The organism is Psychrosphaera aestuarii, from assembly GCF_017948405.1.
GTDB lineage: Bacteria > Pseudomonadota > Gammaproteobacteria > Enterobacterales > Alteromonadaceae > Psychrosphaera > Psychrosphaera aestuarii.
Map to the genome: position 1 here is coordinate 1,931,292 of NZ_CP072844.1, position 17,458 is coordinate 1,948,749.

Sequence of the window (17,458 nt, forward strand, 5' to 3'; positions counted from 1 at the left end):
CTATGTCGAAAAGTATCTTAGTCATTGATGATGCCGATGATATTTTGGTCTTGTTTAAAGAGCTATTGTCCGATTTAGGCTTTAGCTCTGTTGTTTGTGTTTCAACTGGTGGCGCAGCCATTGACGTACTTAAAGAACAAACATTCGACCTAGTTATTTTAGATATTGAATTGCCCGATATTAATGGCAAAAAAGTATTAGACAGAATTAATGTAGAAAACATCGACGTTCCCGTCGTTATGTGTTCATCTTATAACTCAGTAGATAATGTACAAGTTACCTGGGAAATGGGGGCTAAAGGCTTTTTATCCAAACCTATCGACCCCGTAAAGTTAAAAAATCTGCTGCAGCGAATTGGAATTTTACAATGACAAACGCCCTGCTCTTAAGTGCCTCGCGAGAAGGTAATACCGGTTACCTAGAACATGCAATCCCATTAATTAAAGCGTTTTTATCTCAGTTGACATGCTCTTCAACGCCTAAAATACTGTTTGTTCCTTATGCCGGCGTCTCTGTTTCTTACGATGACTATTTTGAAATGGTTAAGAAAGCGCTAACGAGTTTACCCGTTGAAATAACCTCGATACACCATTATGACGACCAGAAAACAGCAATTAGAAATAGCGACATTGTTCTAGTTGGTGGAGGCAATACTTTTGCGTTACTTGACCGTTTATATCAGCTCGATTTGATCTTGGAACTACAACAACAAATAGATAATGGCACTGCCTATATTGGTTGGAGTGCAGGCTCGAATATTGCCGGTGCAAGTATCAGAACAACTAACGATATGCCAATTGTTGAGCCTAAATCGTTTGATGCGCTTAATATTTTACCGTTTCAAATAAATCCGCACTACACCGATTATCAAGCTCCAGGCCACAATGGCGAAACCCGCGAAATGCGTTTACAAGAGTTTATGGTGCTCAACCCTAAAACTACGGTTGTTGGTATTCAAGAAGGTAGCGCTTTGCTGTTAGCGAATGGCAAACTAACCTTACTTGGTGACAAACAAGCTTATGAATTTAAGGCAGGTAATAAAGTAACTGTTGAGTCAAATCACGACTTTAGTTATTTGCTTGGTACTTCTATATGACATACTCAGAACTGATTGATTTGAATAACTCCGTGGCAATGAATGCCAATGAATTGGAGATATTATACTCAGCAAAAGAATATAAAACGCGCTTAGTTGAATATATTAAGTCAGCTAAAAATCGTATATATATTACGGCGTTATATTTACAGGACGATGAGGCTGGAAGAGAAATATTAGATGCTCTTTATCAAGCCAAACAAGTTTCTCCTGAACTAGATATTAAAATTTTTGTTGATGCACACCGCGCTCGTAGAGGGTTAATTGGTGCAAAAGATCAGGAAGGCAATAGAGCTTTTTATCTAAATAAAGCAAAAGAATTTGGTTGTGAAGTTAAGATCTTTGGTGTTGCAGTAAAAAATAAAGAGCTGTTTGGCGTTTTGCATCTTAAAGGCATGGTCTTTGACGACTGTTTGTTTTTTACCGGTGCAAGTATCAATGATATTTATTTGCACCAAAAGGATAAGTATCGCTTAGACCGATATTACTTATTTAATAGCACAGTATTAGCTGATAGTTTTGTTAAGTATTTAAATCAAGTTTTTGTTCATTCAGATTTAGCGCCTCGCTTAAATAAAGGTGAATTCCCAATACTGCCGGACTTGAAAAAGCTTATTCTGCAGTTAAGACATTATCTTACAAATAGTGAATATAAAATATCGTCACCTACAACAAACGCGAGTGAACTGCTCGTTGAGCCACTTGTTGGGTTTGGTAAAAAGCATAACAATCTTAATAACAAAATTAGAAAGTTAATTCAAAAGAGTGAACAGTCGGTAGTTATGTTTACGCCCTACTTTAACTTACCTAAAGTGTTAACTCGTGACGTAGCGAAAGCGCTGAAACGAGGCGTTAAAATAGAGATTACCGTCGGTGATAAAACAGCAAATGACTTTTTTATCCACGATGTAGAAAAGTTTACTACTATCGGCATTGTTCCGTATGTGTATGAAATTTTGTTAGTTCGATTTGCTAAACGCTGGAAAAAGTATATCGACAATGGCCAACTTGTTGTTCGGCTATGGAAACATGAACAAAATAGTTACCACTTAAAAGGAATGATTGTTGATTCCCGTTATCATCTTATTACCGGTAGCAACATAAATCCAAGAGCATGGACATTAGATTTGGAAAATGGTTTGTTGATTGACGACCCAGGTAAAAAGCTAATGCCTATGGTTCAAAAAGAGATAGAAATGATTTATCAACATACTGACATTGTTGAAAGTTATAAACAGTTAGACAGTATTAAAGACTATCCAACTAAGCCTCAAAAACTATTGAACAAAATACGAATGACTCAAATTGACCGTATATTAAAACGCCTGCTTTAATTAAGCAGGCACTTTTAAGCGGTTATTCACATCACGACTTTTTCTGATCAAGTCATCATCATGGCCTGAGAACGATTTTGCGGCTCTATCATAAAGCACAACGTTTGCGGCCGCAGCCAAATTTAAGCTTCCGTTAGTTGGCATGTAAACAACAAAATCAGCAGCATCAACAATATCTTGTTTCAATGAGCCATCTTCTGGCCCAAAGACGTAAAACGCTTTTTCTGGATGCTCAAAAACAGGCAGCGGCACTGCACCTTCTGCAAAGTCAATACAAACCAACTTTACATCGTCTGGTTTCGACTCTAAAAATGACTCTACATGAGTGACAGAAATTTCATTGCCAACATTTTGAGTATCCGTCGCATGTTTTTTTGCTTTGTTGTAACGGTTTCCCGTATAAAGCAAAGCAGGAATATTATAACAGCCTGCTGCTCTAAGAATCGCCCCAACATTACTGGGGCTTTTCGGGTTTGTTAAACAAATAGTGACATCTTGATTATTCATATTAAATTTTTGCAGCTAGCTCAGCACCTTGACGAATAGCACGTTTGGCATCAAGTTCGGCAGCAACAAATGCACCACCAATAATTTCAACCGACTGACCTAACGCTTTTAACTCGTCCGCCAATTTATTATTTGATAATTGTCCAGCACAAACAATAACGTTATCAACATCTAAGTATTGAACTTGACCATCGATGGCTATTTCCAATCCTTTTTCTGAAAACGACCGGTATTCAACTCCATTTAACATGGTTACGCCCGCTCGCTTCAACTCGGCTCGATGAACCCAACCAGACGTTTTACCTAGTCCAGCACCAACCTTCGTTGTTTTACGTTGCATTAAGGTTACTTCACGTGCAGGTGGATCGTCCTTCATTGGTTTAATTGCGCCACGGTTTTTATAATCAGTGTCAACGCCCCAATAAGCTAACCAAGCTTCTAAGTCTAGTGAATGGGATTTAGGCTGTGTTAATGCAGCCGATACATCAAACCCAATGCCACCGGCACCAATGACCGCTACTTTATTGCCTACTTCTTTTTTGTCACGAAGTACGTCAAGGTAACTCATAACGCGTTCGTCATCAAAACCTGGTAAGTTTAATTCACGAGGAATTATACCTGTCGCGACAATTACTTGGTCAAAGCCTTGGCTGGCTAAAGATTCTGCAGACTGACGTTCACCTAAGTGTAAATGAACACCAGCATCTTTAACTCTATTTTCAAAATAGCGAATCGTCTCGTAAAACTCTTCTTTACCCGGGATCGTTTTGGCGATATTGAACTGGCCACCAATTTCATTAGCCTGATCAAACAAATGGACTTCATGACCTCGTTCAGCTGCATAACATGAAAATGCCATACCCGCTGGTCCTGCGCCAACAACTGCTAACTTTTTCTTATTTACTACGGTTTTGAAAACCAACTCGGTTTCGTAACCTGCTCTTGGATTAACTAAACAACTTGCTTGTTGACGTTTAAATACATGATCTAAACAAGCCTGGTTGCAGGCTATGCAGGTGTTTATTCGATCTGCTTGGCCAGCTTTGGCTTTATTAACAAAGTTTTCATCCGCTAACAAAGGTCGCGCCATTGACACCATGTCGGCCTGACCGTCTGCTAAAATAGACTCCGCGATTTCAGGCGTGTTGATACGGTTTGTGGTGATTACCGGAATCGAAACTTCTTTTTTAATCTTTTCACTAATCCAAGTAAATGCTTTACGAGGCACAGACGTAACGATGGTAGGTATACGAGCCTCATGCCAACCAATACCAGTGTTTAATAGCGTAACACCTGCTTTTTCTAACATTTTTGCAAGCGCAACAACTTCTTCAAATGTCGAGCCGTTATCAACCAAATCAAGCATAGATAAACGGAAAATGATAATAAAGTCGTCACCAACTTGTTCTCTTATCGCACGAACAATATCAATTGCAATACGAGTTCTGTTCTCAAAGCTACCACCGTATTGATCTGTCCTTTTATTGGTTTTAGGCGCAATAAACTGGTTAATCAAGTAACCTTCTGAACCCATCACTTCGACGCCGTCGTATCCGGCTTTTCGGGCTAACTTTGCACAATTAGCAAAATCGTTAATCGTTTTACGAATACCACGCGCACTGAGTGCTTTTGGCTTAAATGGCGAAATTGGCGCTTTAATAGCAGAAGCAGAGACGCTAAAAGGATGGTATGCATATCGACCAGTGTGCAATATTTGTAAACATATTTTGCCGTCGGCTTCATGAACGGCGTTGGTTATTTTTTTGTGTTTACCAACATGCCAAAAATGACTTAATTGAGCACCTCTTGGCTCTACTCTGCCCGCAAAGTTAGGCGCAATACCGCCTGTAACGATTAGACCAACACCACCTTCAGCTCGTTCTTTATAAAATTGCGCTAAACGATTGAAGCCGTTTTTTTCTTCTTCAAGACCAATATGCATTGAGCCCATTAAAACTCTGTTCTTTAACTGCGTGAAACCTAAGTCTAATGGTTGAAATAAATGAGGATATGACATGTTGCAAACCAACGTAAGCTGTTTAAACTAAGCAAAACTTTAACCGACTACTGGTCTGACATCAATAGTTTAATTTTGTTACATTCGATTTCTGGTAAAGGTTTGATAATTAATCAACAATGACAGATGAATTTTAACTCTCTTTGGGACACTTTATGTCTAGTGAAATTACTACCAATAAAAATTGGTTTTTCGATTTGATACGCGCATGCTGGGGCGTTTTGAATTTTACCCGCAAAGCTATTCTTAATATTATATTTATAATTTTAGCCGTAATTATCTTTGGCGCCATTTCCTCAAAAAAAGATCAACCCATCATATTTTCCGATAATTCAGTATTAGAGTTAAAACTTGTTGGCGATATTGTAGAAGAAAAAGCAGTCGTCGATCCCTACGCCGAGCTTATGAATGATGCTTTAGGTGCGACAAACACACGTAAAGAACTATTGTTAACAGATATATTAAACGCAATTGATTTTGCAGCAAACGATAAAAAAATAACTATGCTTAAACTTGACTTGCACGGTTTACAAGGCGCAGGTCTAAGCAAGCTACAAGAAGTGGCAAATGCCATTAAACAGTTTAAAAAAACAAGTGGAAAACCTGTTGTTGCTTACGGTGACTTCTTTACTCAAAGTCAATATTATTTAGCCTCACACGCAGATACCGTAATACTTCATCCAATGGGCTCAATTATTTTGGACGGATTTGGCCGTTACAATACTTATTACAAATCAGCGTTAGAAAAGCTAAATGTTAATTCTCACATTTTTAGAGTGGGTACATTTAAGTCAGCCATCGAACCTTATATTCGTGACGATATGTCTGAGGCAGCTAAAGAAGCTAACTCACAGTGGCTAAATGAACTTTGGGACATGTATAAAACTGACGTTGCTGTTCAACGAGACTTAAATGAAAGTCACTTTGATGAGAAACTTTCTATTTTTTACGACAAGTTCAAATCTGTTGACGGAGACTTTTCTGATTTAGCACTCACCAATAAATGGATTGATATGGTGATGACGCATCAAGAGTTTGATGCTTACATGAAGCAGGAGCTGAATGCGAGTAAAGAAAATGTTATTACGTTAAATAAATATTTAGACTTTGTCGATCAAACATTCCCTGTCCTTAACGCGGACAAAGTAGCTATCGTTGTTGCGAGCGGTACTATTTACGATGGCAATGCAAAACCTGGCGAAATTGGTGGTCACTCTACGGCAAAGTTATTAAAAGATGCGCGTTTAGATGACTCTGTCAAAGCCATTGTGTTGCGTGTTGACAGCCCTGGTGGCAGCGCATTTGCTTCTGAAATAATACGAAATGAAATTGAAGCGATAAAAGCTTCAGGTAAACCTATTGTTACCTCAATGAGCACGCTAGCGGCATCGGGTGGTTATTGGATTGCAGCGTCAACCGATAAGATATGGGCGTCACCAAGCACTATCACAGGCTCTATTGGTATATTTGGTATGTTTCTTACCTATGAAGAAACACTTGCTAAATTGGGCATCTACACCGATGGTGTAGGTACCACTGAGTTAGCCGGACTTTCTTCTGCCCGTAAGTTACCTTCTGAAATGAAAAACATCATTCAATTGTCTATTGAAAATGGCTATCGTCAATTTCTTAACTTGGTTTCGCAAGAGCGTGATATGACAGTTAAAGAAGTAGACAAAATTGCACAAGGTCGCGTTTGGTCTGGTCAAACTGCCAAGGAATTAGGCTTAGTTGATGAGCTGGGTTATTTTGACGATGCTATTAAGGGAGCAGCAGAGCTAGCCGGTCTTGAGGACTATTCTGTAATTACCATACAAGAGCCTGTGGTCGGCTTTGATAAAATAATTCAAGAATTTTTAGGGATGGCAAAAGTTGTTCTTCCAGCCCCTGCGGTACAAGCCACCGAGCATCGCCCTAATCCATTTTCGTCACTGGTAAATCAAATGTGGAATGAAGCCACAGGATGGCTTAAATTTAATGATCCTAAACATATGTATATCTATTGCATAGAGTGTGAAGCGTTAACAAAATAATGCAGAAAAAGAGAATCTATATTGCCTATACTGGTGGCACCATTGGTATGAAAAAGTCTTCTCAGGGATATATCCCTGTAGAAGGCTATATTACTGATGTTGTTAATTCATTACCTGAATTATTTCGCGATGAAATGCCAGAGTTTGTGATCAACGAATACTGCCCAGTTATAGACTCGAGTAATATGTCTCCTAGTGATTGGCAAGTCATCGCTGAGGATATTGCAGAGCACTATGCTGAGTTCGATGGTTTTGTTGTTTTGCATGGTACTGACACCATGGCGTATACCGCGTCAGCCTTGTCTTTTATGTTAGATAACTTGAGTAAGCCCGTTATTGTTACAGGTAGCCAAATTCCACTTTCGGAAATTCGCTCCGACGGGCAAACCAATTTACTTAATGCTCTGTACCTTGCCGCACACTTTCCTATTCCGGAAGTAAGTTTATTTTTTAACAATAAGTTATTTCGCGGTAACCGCTCTACTAAAGCAAACTCAACCGGTTTTAATGCCTTTGACAGCCCAAATTTTGATGCCCTTGCTACCGCCGGTATTCAAATTCAATTAGGCGCTGGCAAAGTATTAGAACATCATAAAACAGATCAATTAAAGGTGATTAATATCAGTGGCCAACCTATTGGTGTTGTCACTCTTTATCCCGGAATAAGTCACACTGTCATTGCAAATGTATTAGCTCAACCTGTCAATGCGCTTATTGTTCAAAGTTATGGCGTAGGCAACGCGCCACAAGACGACGCCTTAATAAATGAATTAAAGCAAGCACATCAACGAGAAATATTAATTGTTAATAGAACTCAATGTTTTAGAGGACAAGTTAATATGGATGGTTATGCAACCGGTCATGTTTTAAAAGATGCAGGAGCGCTTTCTGCCGGTGATATGACGTTAGAGGCATGTTTAACTAAGTTACATTACCTTTTAAGCCAAGATCTTAGTTACAAGCAAAGGCGGGAGTTATTTGTCTCTAATTTAAAAGGTGAGCGTAGTAATTAGCCCCCTTTAAAATAGACTGGCCTGATATTCAAACCCCAGTCATTATTAACTTAAGATCAAAATAAAAAGCCGACATCAATGTCGGCTTTGTTCTGCTTGTTATTTAAAGCAATTAGTCGCTGATAGCGATTGGGTTAGATAGAGAATACGTGACGTACTCTTGATATTAGGGCTACATCATCGCTCGATATTGCGCCGGCAGATAACCAATCTTCAAGTAATTCATCTTTATTATAAGATGTTCCTGACTCTAACTTTTCTGTCATCATAGACATTTGTATAGCTTGGCGTTGAGGCAGTTCAGATTCAGGGCTTTCTAATTCAGCAATGATTTCCATTTTCAGGGTTGCTTCTAAACGATCAACCTTGCTATTCGCGTTTAACGCATTAGACCATGAAGGCTTTAATATACTTGTATCTATCGTTTTACCGCTTGCTAAATCTTCCAATGCATTAAAAAGCATGACGTATTGATTTAAACGCATGTTCTTTCTTAAAGACAGCTCTGTCTCTTCAATCTTTTCTAGTAATGAGTTTTTAACCTTTAAAACGCGCTCATAATCACTTTTTTCAAGTTCAGACTTGGATATAACCAATTCTTTAACTTGTTGGCCAAGCGCTTTAGCTTCGTTGTTTTGGGTTAATGATTTTAGCTGTTCAGTGAAGGCATTCAACTGTGTTATCAAATCATTTTTAATCTCTGTAGAACGAGTTCGATTTGCATTACGAAGCTCCCCTAGTGCGTCAAACACGGCGTTGTTAACTAAACGAAACTCACCCCACAATTTATCATCAATTTTACGGCCACAAAAACCAATCTTTTTCCAGTCCGACTGCAACTTTTTCAATTCGTTTGCTTTATCTGGAAGTGACGTGTCAGAGTCAGCAATTTGTTTTGCCTTGTCTAACAACGCCTGTTTATCCGTTTGGTTAAACTTTTGTTGTTCAATTATTTTTGTTTTTATGGATTTACTCGCAGCTGAAAAGCGCTCGTTTATCTCTGATACTTTTGACTTATCAACAAGGCCGATATCAAACCAGTGCTTTGTCAATTTACTATTTAATAGCTCAACTTCTCTCCAGCTACTCACCTCTTCATTTGCAAGGTTGTTCGCTAACGTTTCCAATTGCTCTAAAACAAGTAACTTGGCTTGATACGCTTGTTCACGTTCTTGTTCTAACTCAGAGTAAAATGCACGGCAAACGGCAAAAGCTTGTTCGGAAAACTCGTTAAATTGAAGATTTAATGGATCTTCTCGGTCTATTCTCCCAAGAGATAACCAATCACTTCGCAACACTTTTACTCGATGAGCTTGTTCTGAAGCGTCAACTAACGGTTGTTTCGCTAATTTTTCAATTTGCTCAAGTAATTCTTGACGTTTAGGCTCAGCAATTGACTGCTCTAAGTCGCGTAACTGTTCTATTTGAACATTGCTGTCAGTCCATTGTTTTTCAATTTGAGTCTGTTGATATACGTTTAGCTCACCATGCCACTTTTGTAATTTATTAAATAACCCAAAAGCCTCTCTAAAACGTCCATCCGTAATAAGCTGCATTAACTCCGACTGCTTGCGTTTAAAACTAGAAAAACGTTTATTCTGCTCTGCTTCAAGTTTTTTAATCGATTTATCGAGTGCCGCTGATGCAATGTTATATCGTTCGGTAACGTCATGACTTATTGAAATTGACTGCTCTAATTCGGACCAGCTCTTTTTTAGCTCTTTGAAGGTTGGCTTGATAGTATTTAACGTTTCTAGTGACGACGGTAAATCAATACTTTCAATCTTTTCGATTGTATCTATTGCCTCTTTTTGTAATAACTTAATTTTAGGCAAATCGATAAAGCCACGCTGTAATTTATCAATACGTTGACTTAATTTATTATTTTCGTCGTCGGTTAGATTGGCACTATCTATCTTATCCGCTAGCACTGCTAACGTTTCAGTCATTCCAAGCTTAATCTCTCCGCCTTCACTAACTAGGTCATTCAGTTCATTTTCAAATTGAGTTAATTCAGACTCAATTTCAGCTGTTAATTGCTTTTGCTGCTCCAACTGTTCGAGTTGCTCTTTTTGCTCTAAATGCGCTACCTCTAAATAACTAAGCTTATCTTTAAGGCTACTATTAATGGCATCATATTTAGCGTTAAGCTCATTACTTACATGTTTATCTAGTTCGTTTACTAAAGGTAACTGCGCTTGCCAATCCTGGTTTAACTTTTGGTATTGTCGAGATATGTCTTCAAAGTCTTGTTTGTCTTTTAAGGCATTCAGTTGCGCAAGCACTAATCGAGCTTTTTTTTCTGCTTGAGACAGTGCAATTGTGTGTTGCTCTACTTCACTAATTTTATTGGTTATTTTTATCTGCGATTGACCGGACAATTTCTTATGAAGCTTTTTTAACGTTTGTAAATCGTTAACTGACTCGACAACAGCTGTTGCAGTATCAGCAGACAAACGCCCTTGCAACAGCGCCTCAATGTATAAGTCTTGTTTATCTAAACGCTGTAACGCAACTTCCACTAAGTCTTCACTCGGCAATAAAAACTTTATTTCGTCTATGAACTTTGCATTACTACATTCTTTGATGAAGGTGGCTTTTTCTTTTTGTTCAATGATCTCCGACTGCGGGGCAACGAGCGCTTCTCGAATGTGTTTAAGGGCAAATCGGCTTACGTCTTCATTAGGATCTTTTTTGGCGGCTTGCCAAAATAAAGAAAAGTCATTGAGTTTTTCAAGTGCGGCTCGTCGAACCGATTTTTCGGCGTCGTTAAATGCTAACTCATGAAGAATACTTTTTTGTTCGCCATTTAGGCGGTCCAACTCACTGACAGCACTAATACGATCGCTAATTTTAGTGCTTTGCCATTTCTTTTTTGCAAATAAACGCTTAAATATCATCTTGATCAAACCTTGCTATATCCATTTCAGAAAGAAACTCTTTTTTAAGTTCGCGTTTTGATTTCATAACCATTTCACCGTTCTCACCAACGGTAAAATGTTCTTTTGATTTAGCCACTTTACTTTGATACGCCAAGACTAACTGCAGTGAATCTTCGCGCTGTTTATCCGTGAGTTTTTGGCCATTCTGCCATTTTCCTGTTTCTACCGCATACTTCAGGTTTTCATAAACTTCTGGCGTCACCGCCGCTAACATTTGATCAAGGTTCATATTCTGCTCTACTACTTTTTGCGACTTCGTTTAGCCCAAATTATTCTAAATCTATTAACAATATACCAAATAAAGCCAATTAAAATACTCGCTTGTGCCGCGACAAATTGCGGCGAGGTATTATCTTCAATGTTGTAATACGAAAAACATCCAGCTAAGAACAATAACATTGCAATAAACTGATGGGTTTGTAATGACTGATTGTACTTTATCGAACGAATTTTACTGAGGCTATGGATTTTTTCCTCAGTCAAATTGGTCATATCCAATTCACAATGCGGACATACCTTCTGTTTGTCTGAAATTGACTTACCACACTGTGGACATTTAATAATTGCCATTTTTTAATCCTGTAACTAATAAAACTTTGGTGTATTAAACAAACAAAAGCACCTTAGTTGCCTAAGATGCTTTTTCTCGCTTTTTACGTGTTAAGTTTGACAACCCACGGCATTAACTGTCTTTCTTATGCTCGTCGTTAAACTTAACCCAATAGTCATCTACTGTTTCTTTCATTTCTTTACGTAATAAGAAAATACCTAATAAGTTAGGTAAAGTCATTACTACAATCGCTACCGCTGCTAGATTCCAGATCAAAGACGTATCAGCAAACGATGCCCAGAAGAAACCTGCAACATATATCACTCGATATGGCATAACAGAACGAGCACCTAATAAGTAGGTCATGGCTCGGTCACCGTAATATGACCATGCGATTGCTGTAGAAAAAGCAAATAATAGTAAACCAATTGTTACTATATATTTACCGGATTCGCCAAAAAATCCTCTAGTAAAGGCTTCGGTCGTTAAAGATGCAGAATGTATCAACGAGTCGCCTCTAACGATAATTTCTTTATTCTTTAATAAACCATCTACCACGTTTAATTTACCGTTATAAACATGTTCTCCAGGTAACAAGAACACAACATTTTCTGCAAATGAACGTGAATTCAAGATAGTGAAACCATCACTAACGGCTTTACCCTCTTTAACGATAATTTCGCCTTGATACGGTTTAACATCTGAACCAAGTTCATTTAAGTATGCCGATATCGACGTTAAATCAGTGTCATTCTTTTGGCTATATTCGCCTGCCAAAATAAGCATGTCTGAGCGCTGGAAGTCATTTTCATGCTTTTCGTGCCATGCACCTGAAGATAAAATAACCATGCCGGTTAACGTACAAATAATAATTGTATCAATGAAAGGTTCTAAAATTGAAACCATACCTTCAGATACTGGCTCGTCAGCTTTAGCTGCCGCGTGGGCAATCGGCGCAGAACCTTGACCCGCTTCGTTTGAGAACAAACCACGGTTAACACCTTTAGTAAACGCATACGCAAATGCGGCGCCAACAAAACCACCGGTAGCAGCAGATCCAGTAAAGGCATCTTGGAATACCGAAATAAACGAAGGACCTACATTTTCAAGGTTATATAAAATAACGCTTAGAGCGCCAATTACATAAAGTGTTGCCATGATTGGCACAACACGAGACGTAATATAAGCAATACGTTTAATACCACCTAAAATAACCAGTGCCAACAAAATAGCTAACACACCACCAGTTAACATGTGGTCAAAACCAAATGAATCATTCATTGACTGAGCGATGTTATTGATTTGAGGCAAACTACCTGTACCAAATGAGCTTACAACCGTCGCGATAGCAAATAAAACGGCTAACCACTTCATGTTCAAGCGACGATCCATGTAGTACATTGGACCACCAGCCATAGTGCCATCTTCTGTTTTAACACGGTATTTGTGAGACAAGGTTACTTCAACAAACTTTGTTGTCATACCGAAGAACGCCGTCATCCACATCCAGAATAAAGCAGCTGGGCCACCAATTGATAATGCTAGTGCAACACCACCAATGTTACCTGTACCTACCGTACCAGATAGTGCTGTAGACAAAGCTTGGAAGTGGTTAGTATCACCTTCCGCACCTTTTTTGTCGTATTTTCCGGTCACTACTTTCCAAGCATGCTTGAAGTAACGAATTTGTGGAAACTTAAGATAGATGGTGAAAAATATACCCACGCCTAACAGCACATAAGGAAACCATGGAGAGCTCCCTAAAATGCCATCAAGAAACAAGAGTAAATCGTTAAATGCGTTCACTGGTTATTCCTTTTTAAAGTTATATGAATTTTTATAGTTGTTATTTTTATGTTTTTATCGTTTTACGTTATTACTGCTTTATATCAAAACAGGGCGTTAAAGCCCTGATTTTATTTATCGTAATTGATCAATCACTGCAAAAATCGCAGTCAAAGCATCTGCACCAAACTTAGCAGAACGAACATCATTCCAGCCATAAATTGCGTCAGGTGCATCATTATGGTCTTTGAATGGCATTTCTACCGTATAAGACAAGCATTTAAACTGCTCCCCTACCCATGCTGCACCTACTGTAGGATTTGCCTCACCTGGCTTATCTTTATCGTAGCCATGCACATCCTGAAATTCTGGTGTGGCTGCAGCGTAAGCAGCTTTGAAGCGCTCTTCTAAATCTTTATGACGATCATCGTAGCTCTTAATTCCTTCACAGCCTGCGACAAAGTTATATGGAATAGCTTCGTCGCCATGAATATCTAAGAATAAATCGACACCTGTTTCTTTCATTTTTTGTGTAACTAAAAAGACTTCAGGACTTTTCTCCATGCTCGGCTCTAACCATTCTCGGTTCAAGTTGGTACCAACCGCATTTGTTCTGAGGTGGCCTCGCGCTGAGCCGTCTGGGTTCATGTTTGGTACTACATAAAAAACCGCTTTATCTAATAGCAGACGTGAAGTTGCATCGTCTCCATCAAATAATCGGTCAAGTAACCCTTCAACATACCATTCGGCCATTGACTCGCCTGGGTGCTGACGCGCCGTTATCCAGATTGACTTTTTGCCTTCTTCAGGGACCCCAATTTGTAGCAACGACATATCGCGCCCGTCAATTGTCTCGCCGAGTGTAATTAATTGGGTATCAGGATTTAATTGAGATTGGTGAATTAAATCTAAATGACGTTCATAAGAATAAGGAACAAAATAAGCATAAAAAACATTATCAAAGTCAGGAATGTGATTGATAACAAGTTCGCCATTATTGTAATCAGTATTTACTCGAAACCAAGTTTCACGGTCATAAGAGGCCATTGCTTGATAATTCTGCCACCCTTCTGGATACGCGGCATCTTTGGCATTGGTAATTCGTAGCGTATGTTCTTCACCAGCCGTTGTTTCTAACTTAAAGTGAAACCATTGATAAAAGTCTGAATTGTGATCATTGTTAATCGACAATTGAATGTTATTTGCATCAGTAATATCAAGAACCTTGATGTTACCGCTATCGAAGTTACTGGTTATTCTCATTATTTGGATCCGTTAACTTTAAAATCCTTCAAAGGTTAACACATAAAAAGTAGCTCTAGCCACTATTTATAGTTAGGATCAATGATCTATGTTCACAAAGTAAGCGTTCTGGCTTTTATTCCGAGCTCGGAAGAATACCCCATCGACTTTGCATGTACCTTGCCGTTAGCATCAAGAATATAGTAAGTGGGAAAACCCTTTATTTTATAGTCCGTGGCGGTTTTATCATTTCCCAATAACGTAGTAAAAGTAAGAGATTGTTTTTCGATAATATCCACAACTTCTTGTTTGCTGGTATAACTCAACGCTATGCTCACTACGTTGATGTCTTTGCCGTTCTCTTCATAAAAACTCTGTAAATTTGGCATACTGACTTTACATACAGAACACCATGGTGCCCAGAAAAATACAATCGTCGGTTTTCCATTAAATATGTTGCTGTTAAATTCCGTGCCCTTTAACGAAGTTAATGTATAACCTGGTGCTTTTTCGTCCGATGATAATAAAGGTAACTCTCTTATCCAGCTGATAAGTTGAAATAACAAAAAAAACGCAAGAGCTTGTACAGTAATGTTCTTTAACATGATACTCCTTTAAAAACAGTTAGAGCGTTTGTGGTGCTTAAAAGACCAAGACCTTTTAAAAAAAATTACAAAACATTGTCACACTTTTCCGTTTAGTCGTGCCTTTATAAGTGAACAGACTACTTACTAGGAAAACATCATGAAAAAAATGACGCTATTAATGGCCGCATTGCTAATAAAATCACTTTGTGCAAATGCAGAGCCGAGCTTAACCCAGACACCAGCAGATAATAATAAAAACAACACAACTCAACAGTCAATGCAAACAAAAGAAGGTCTTCCGGCATCTTGCATTAACAGTGAAGTAACAGGACAAGGTAAACCCATCATATTAATTCCGGGCTTTTCCAACGATCAAAGAGTATGGAAGGCTCAAACAAAAGCGCTATCTAAAACACATCAAGTTCATTTAATTTCACTTGCAGGCTATGCGGGACAATCGCCATGTCTGTATAAAAGTGGCTTTTTATCAACTGTCTCTGAGCAATTGATTGACTACATCGAAAATAACAAGCTTCAAGATGTCACTCTTGTTGGCCATAGCCTTGGGGGGTTACTTTCAATGAAACTGGCAATTGAGAAACCTAATTTATTTTCGCACATAATCTCTGTTGATGGTCTGCCATTTATAGGCCCAATCTTCACCCGCGACAATAACACTGAGATAAATGACATCGCATTTCAAGCGAAGCAAATAAAAACAATGTATAAACAAGCTTCCCCTAGCCAAATTGAATTTATGACTCAACAAGGTATGGCTGTTCAAACAAATAGTCTTACCGGACAAAAAGAGATTTTAGATATGGCAAAAACGTCTGATTCAGCCACACTAGGGGACAGTATTTTTGACGTGATGAGTACTGACCTTAGACCTGACTTACATAAAATCACCTCTAAACTATTACTTATTGGAGCCTCGGGCGGCTTCTCGTCTCAAGCCGAACATCAATATATAAAAGCGTTATACCAAGCTCAGTTATTTGATAAAGTTGATGCGGAGTTAGTCATGAATACCAACGCCAAACATTTTGTGATGTATGACGATAGTGATTGGCTGACAGACCGAATAATTGACTTCATTTCTGTAAAAAATAGTAATGTTAATTTTAATAAGTCGAATCATTCAATCATTAGCAAAAAAGGAAATTAGTAATGGAAAATACCAATCACAACATTATTGCTACTTCTTTTGAAATGATCACTTATGTTGAAAAAGCGCAACAAGGTCAAACGGCGGCATTTGAAAAATTAATCCATTACTCTCAAAATGCAATTAGCAGTATCGCCCTTGCTATTACAAAAGATATTCAGGCAAGCGAAGATGTCACTCAACAAACCTACATAAAAGCTTGGCAAGATATTGGCCAGCTTAAAAATCCACAAAGTTTTTTGCCTTGGATAAGACAAATAACCCGATATGCTGCGTTAAATTATATTCGTTCAAACAAAATTGAAAAGAATAACCAACACCCGAATTACGATGATCTACTTAACTTAGTTTGTGACGATAATGATCAACAAGATTTAGCATTAATAAAACAACAACAGTCACAACTTATATGGAACCTATTGGACTTACTGGAGCCTGATGTTCGTGAAATTGTTCTTTTGTATTATCGAGAACAAAAAAACAGTAGGTCTGTTGCACAATTGCTCGATATTAGCCCTAGCCTTGTCCGTAAAAAATTAGAAAGGGCAAGAACGCAACTCAAACCAAAAATTTTAAATAAATACGGTAATGTTGTTTATAGTACTGCACCTGCTGGTATCGCTGCAGTCATTTTAACCGTTATTAGCCCAACGTCTTTAGGTCTTTCATCAGGGTTTAGTTTGGCATCTTTAAAAGCCAGTGTATCAACAAACAGTAGCGTAGTGACTTCGTTAGGAACCAAGGTACTGTCGGCTTTTGCAAGCATACTGCTGCCTTTATTATTGGCATTAGGCGCAAACCACCTGTCCATGGAACAGGTCATAAAGCGAGTTGATGATTTAGGCGTGCAACGTGCACTTCGAAAACTCAGATTTCAAACTTCAATATGGATGATTGTCACTGCAATTATTATGGCTTTTGGCTATGGCTTCACCAATGGTTGGTTGATCCCATCCTTGGGATTCGTTCTTTTTTGGCTTGGTTTATATCGCTCCACATTAACGATTAACCAGCTTACAAATCTAAACGTAACCCCCACCATCATCAAAATCAGGAGCCTAGAGTTTAATGTAAATGCAATTGGTTGTTACCTTGGACTTTACCTTGGATTGTTTGGTGGCGGTGCTGGACTGGTTCTGGGCTTACTTAACTCAGGTCGCCTTAGCTCACTGTTGTAGCTACTC

General features: G+C 38.5%; 15 protein-coding genes. 7 read left to right on the forward strand and 8 right to left on the reverse strand.

Features of this window, described 5'->3' with window-relative positions:
• Window positions 1-2: 2 nt before the first annotated feature.
• The 3 genes from J9318_RS08810 to pssA are packed head-to-tail and all read left to right on the forward strand — an operon-like array spanning window position 3 to window position 2,430.
• Window positions 3-371, forward strand: a complete 369-nt coding sequence (locus J9318_RS08810; RefSeq protein ID WP_210559574.1) for a response regulator — start codon at window positions 3-5, stop codon at window positions 369-371.
• Window positions 368-1,096: a dipeptidase PepE gene (gene pepE / locus J9318_RS08815; RefSeq protein WP_210559575.1), complete on the forward strand. Its 729-nt coding sequence runs from the start codon at window positions 368-370 to the stop codon at window positions 1,094-1,096. The genes J9318_RS08810 and pepE overlap by 4 nt, the downstream gene beginning before the upstream one ends.
• Complete coding sequence (pssA, locus tag J9318_RS08820; protein ID WP_210559576.1) at window positions 1,093-2,430, forward strand: CDP-diacylglycerol--serine O-phosphatidyltransferase; 1,338 nt, start codon at window positions 1,093-1,095, stop codon at window positions 2,428-2,430. The genes pepE and pssA overlap by 4 nt, the downstream gene beginning before the upstream one ends.
• Here pssA and J9318_RS08825 read toward each other — a convergent pair whose 3' ends face one another.
• Together J9318_RS08825 and J9318_RS08830 are read right to left on the reverse strand one after the other, a co-directional pair.
• Window positions 2,431-2,937: an RNA methyltransferase gene (locus J9318_RS08825; RefSeq protein WP_210559577.1), complete on the reverse strand. Its 507-nt coding sequence runs from the start codon at window positions 2,935-2,937 to the stop codon at window positions 2,431-2,433. It abuts the gene before it with no gap.
• A gap of 1 nt (window position 2,938) precedes the next feature.
• Window positions 2,939-4,954: an oxidoreductase gene (locus J9318_RS08830; RefSeq protein WP_210559578.1), complete on the reverse strand. Its 2,016-nt coding sequence runs from the start codon at window positions 4,952-4,954 to the stop codon at window positions 2,939-2,941.
• A gap of 155 nt (window positions 4,955-5,109) precedes the next feature.
• Between J9318_RS08830 and sppA the strand changes: the two genes are divergently transcribed.
• Entirely contained in the window at window positions 5,110-6,987 is a 1,878-nt protein-coding gene (gene sppA, locus J9318_RS08835; RefSeq protein WP_210559579.1) for a signal peptide peptidase SppA, read from the forward strand.
• A complete protein-coding gene (gene ansA, locus J9318_RS08840; protein WP_210559580.1) occupies window positions 6,987-8,000 on the forward strand; it encodes an asparaginase in 1,014 nt (337 codons plus the stop codon). The genes sppA and ansA overlap by 1 nt, the downstream gene beginning before the upstream one ends.
• Window positions 8,001-8,134: 134 nt before the next feature.
• On the opposite strand, the gene J9318_RS08845 is transcribed toward ansA, so the two are convergent.
• From J9318_RS08845 to J9318_RS08870, 6 genes are all read right to left on the reverse strand, one after another.
• Window positions 8,135-10,900 (reverse strand): DUF349 domain-containing protein, encoded by a 2,766-nt coding sequence (locus J9318_RS08845; protein ID WP_210559581.1) that lies wholly within the window; start codon window positions 10,898-10,900, stop codon window positions 8,135-8,137.
• On the reverse strand, window positions 10,890-11,171 hold the full coding sequence (locus J9318_RS08850) for a YeaC family protein (RefSeq protein ID WP_210559582.1): 282 nt from the start codon (window positions 11,169-11,171) through the stop codon (window positions 10,890-10,892). Before J9318_RS08850 ends, J9318_RS08845 begins: the two co-directional genes overlap by 11 nt.
• A gap of 11 nt (window positions 11,172-11,182) precedes the next feature.
• Window positions 11,183-11,512, reverse strand: coding sequence for a zinc ribbon domain-containing protein (locus tag J9318_RS08855; RefSeq protein WP_210559583.1), 330 nt, complete (start codon window positions 11,510-11,512; stop codon window positions 11,183-11,185).
• 112 nt (window positions 11,513-11,624) lie between these two features.
• On the reverse strand, window positions 11,625-13,298 hold the full coding sequence (locus J9318_RS08860) for an alanine/glycine:cation symporter family protein (RefSeq protein WP_210559584.1): 1,674 nt from the start codon (window positions 13,296-13,298) through the stop codon (window positions 11,625-11,627).
• A gap of 114 nt (window positions 13,299-13,412) precedes the next feature.
• The gene (locus J9318_RS08865) at window positions 13,413-14,540 is read right to left on the reverse strand and encodes a M14 family metallopeptidase (RefSeq protein WP_210559585.1); all 1,128 of its coding nucleotides are present in this window, start codon (window positions 14,538-14,540) and stop codon (window positions 13,413-13,415) included.
• A gap of 92 nt (window positions 14,541-14,632) precedes the next feature.
• Window positions 14,633-15,124 (reverse strand): TlpA family protein disulfide reductase, encoded by a 492-nt coding sequence (locus J9318_RS08870; RefSeq protein WP_210559586.1) that lies wholly within the window; start codon window positions 15,122-15,124, stop codon window positions 14,633-14,635.
• Window positions 15,125-15,263: 139 nt separating this feature from the next.
• Here J9318_RS08870 and J9318_RS08875 point away from each other — a divergent pair, with 139 nt between their 5' ends.
• Together J9318_RS08875 and J9318_RS08880 are read left to right on the forward strand one after the other, a co-directional pair.
• Entirely contained in the window at window positions 15,264-16,274 is a 1,011-nt protein-coding gene (locus tag J9318_RS08875; protein ID WP_210559587.1) for an alpha/beta fold hydrolase, read from the forward strand.
• 2 nt (window positions 16,275-16,276) lie between these two features.
• Window positions 16,277-17,452, forward strand: coding sequence for an RNA polymerase sigma factor (locus J9318_RS08880; protein ID WP_210559588.1), 1,176 nt, complete (start codon window positions 16,277-16,279; stop codon window positions 17,450-17,452).
• The last annotated feature ends 6 nt before the right edge of the window (window positions 17,453-17,458 follow it).

Excerpts from the sequence above, each read along its gene's own strand:
- pssA (WP_210559576.1), top strand. The coding sequence starts at position 1,093 with ATGACATACTCAGAACTGATTGATTTGAATAACTCCGTGGCAATGAAT.
- J9318_RS08865 (WP_210559585.1), bottom strand. The coding sequence starts at position 14,540 with ATGAGAATAACCAGTAACTTCGATAGCGGTAACATCAAGGTTCTTGAT.
- sppA (WP_210559579.1), top strand. The coding sequence starts at position 5,110 with ATGTCTAGTGAAATTACTACCAATAAAAATTGGTTTTTCGATTTGATA.
- J9318_RS08845 (WP_210559581.1), bottom strand. The coding sequence starts at position 10,900 with ATGATATTTAAGCGTTTATTTGCAAAAAAGAAATGGCAAAGCACTAAA.
- pepE (WP_210559575.1), top strand. The coding sequence starts at position 368 with ATGACAAACGCCCTGCTCTTAAGTGCCTCGCGAGAAGGTAATACCGGT.
- J9318_RS08810 (WP_210559574.1), top strand. The coding sequence starts at position 3 with ATGTCGAAAAGTATCTTAGTCATTGATGATGCCGATGATATTTTGGTC.
- J9318_RS08830 (WP_210559578.1), bottom strand. The coding sequence starts at position 4,954 with ATGTCATATCCTCATTTATTTCAACCATTAGACTTAGGTTTCACGCAG.
- J9318_RS08875 (WP_210559587.1), top strand. The coding sequence starts at position 15,264 with ATGAAAAAAATGACGCTATTAATGGCCGCATTGCTAATAAAATCACTT.
- ansA (WP_210559580.1), top strand. The coding sequence starts at position 6,987 with ATGCAGAAAAAGAGAATCTATATTGCCTATACTGGTGGCACCATTGGT.
- J9318_RS08855 (WP_210559583.1), bottom strand. The coding sequence starts at position 11,512 with ATGGCAATTATTAAATGTCCACAGTGTGGTAAGTCAATTTCAGACAAA.
- J9318_RS08850 (WP_210559582.1), bottom strand. The coding sequence starts at position 11,171 with ATGAACCTTGATCAAATGTTAGCGGCGGTGACGCCAGAAGTTTATGAA.
- J9318_RS08870 (WP_210559586.1), bottom strand. The coding sequence starts at position 15,124 with ATGTTAAAGAACATTACTGTACAAGCTCTTGCGTTTTTTTTGTTATTT.
- J9318_RS08880 (WP_210559588.1), top strand. The coding sequence starts at position 16,277 with ATGGAAAATACCAATCACAACATTATTGCTACTTCTTTTGAAATGATC.
- J9318_RS08825 (WP_210559577.1), bottom strand. The coding sequence starts at position 2,937 with ATGAATAATCAAGATGTCACTATTTGTTTAACAAACCCGAAAAGCCCC.